We start from the raw sequence: 1,629 nt of genomic DNA, 5'->3' as shown, positions 1-1,629 counted from the left end.
GTGCAAGCCGAACGGCTGGCCGGCGCCATCCTGGCGGCCGTGCGCGACGCCGATCTCGGCCTTGCCGCCACGTCACGCCGGCTGGCGGCCAGCATCGGCATCGCCATCGTCCGCGACCGTGTCACCACGGTTGCCGACGCCCTGGCCTGCGCCGACGATGCCTGCTACGCGGCCAAGGCCGCCGGGCGTGATCGCTTTGCGCTGTTTTCGACGGATGCCGTCTCCGGTTCTGGGGGCCTCAACGCGGCACGGCTCGCCGCGGACACGGTGGATGCCATGGACGACGGCAGGCTGAAACTGTTCGGCCAGGAGATCCACCGGCTGGGCAGACCCTGGGAAGAGAACCGCCATGTCGAGGTGCTGGCGCGGCTTGACGGAAAGGGCGGCCGGCTGATCCCGCCCGGCGAATTCATACCGGCCGCGGAGCGCTTCGGCGTTGCCGCGCGGCTTGACCGCTGGATTATCCGCACCGCGCTGTCGCGGCACGGCGCGGCGATGAAATCCGGCGCGATCACGCTCGGCTTCAACCTCTCGGCGCAGACGCTGAGCGATCCCGGCCTGTGGGACTTCGTCGACAGCATCATCGAGGAAACCGGGGCGCCGCATTCGGGCATCGGCTTCGAGATCACCGAAACCGCCGCCGTCACCAATTTCGATGCCGCCGAAACCTTCGTGCGCAAGGCGCGCGAGCGGCGCTGCAGGGTCAGCCTCGACGATTTCGGCGCCGGCATGAGCTCGTTCGAATATCTCAGGCGCTTTCCGGTCGATGCCATCAAGATCGACGGCTCCTTCATCGAGCACGTCACGGAAAGCCGCTTCGACCGCGAGATCGTGCTGGCCATCGCCAGCATTGCCCGCAGCCTCGGTTGCGCCGTCGTGGCCGAGAAGATCGAGCGGCAGGACACGGTGGCCATGCTGGGCGATATGGGCGTCGAGTTCGGCCAGGGCTTCCTGCTGCACCGGCCCGAACCGCTGGAGCGGATCGTGGCACGCGCGGCGCAAACGGCGGGCGGCGCATCGAGCCGCAAGGCGTCCTGACGGACAACTTGCATGTCGCCCGAAAGCGGCCTGGATAACGACATTCGTGAAGACGAAGACTTGATGCGCGCAGCCCGAATCCGCTCAGCGCGGCGGGTTTTGTTCAGCCGTGTCGGCGCGCCGCCGCTCGGGGAAATTCCAGCACCCCGGGTTCCGGCTTCCTGTGCTGTGCTTCCGCCACCGTCTCGATCAACAGGTCGAGGGCCTCGCATGTCGAACGGCTCGTCTCGTCATTGCCGCGCAGATAGTGGTAAGCGCGTTCGAGATGAAGACGGGCGGCTGAAAAATCACTGTTCAATGGTCCCTCCATGATACCGCCCTAATGTATCTTGGCCGGCCTGGCGCAATTTGAGGTAAATATCCACAGGCGCCTTTTATTCAAATGCCGGCGGATGCCTCGCGGCTGGCGGCGGCACGTGGTGTCAGGAGTGGCGGCGCCGCGGCCTTGCGCGGTCTGGCGGCGCGCCTACAACTTCTGATTTTATGCATGTCGTTGTCCCGGAACCGAGGACACTTCCGGGCGACATGCATTAGACTGCGCTCTTTTGTCCGAGGTGAAATCGATGATCGTCCAGGCCTGCATAAACGGCG

At 65.6% G+C, this 1,629-nt stretch carries 2 protein-coding genes; one reads left to right on the top strand and one right to left on the bottom strand.

Going from position 1 to position 1,629, the window contains the following annotated elements:
- A partial coding sequence (locus O7A61_RS32140) for an EAL domain-containing protein (protein ID WP_337133164.1) occupies positions 1-1,038 on the top strand: 1,038 nt, incomplete at its 5' end.
- Between the two features lie 103 nt (positions 1,039-1,141).
- On the opposite strand, the gene O7A61_RS32135 is transcribed toward O7A61_RS32140, so the two are convergent.
- The gene (locus O7A61_RS32135; protein WP_337133163.1) at positions 1,142-1,336 is read right to left on the bottom strand and encodes a hypothetical protein; all 195 of its coding nucleotides are present in this window, start codon (positions 1,334-1,336) and stop codon (positions 1,142-1,144) included.
- Positions 1,337-1,629 lie beyond the last annotated feature (293 nt).

The sequence above is a fragment of the Mesorhizobium sp. Cs1321R2N1 genome, from assembly GCF_037179725.1.
GTDB classification, from domain to species: Bacteria; Pseudomonadota; Alphaproteobacteria; order Rhizobiales; family Rhizobiaceae; genus Mesorhizobium; species Mesorhizobium salmacidum.
The sequence above is the reverse complement of the archived record's forward strand: the minus strand, read 5'-3'. Positions and strand labels throughout refer to the sequence as shown.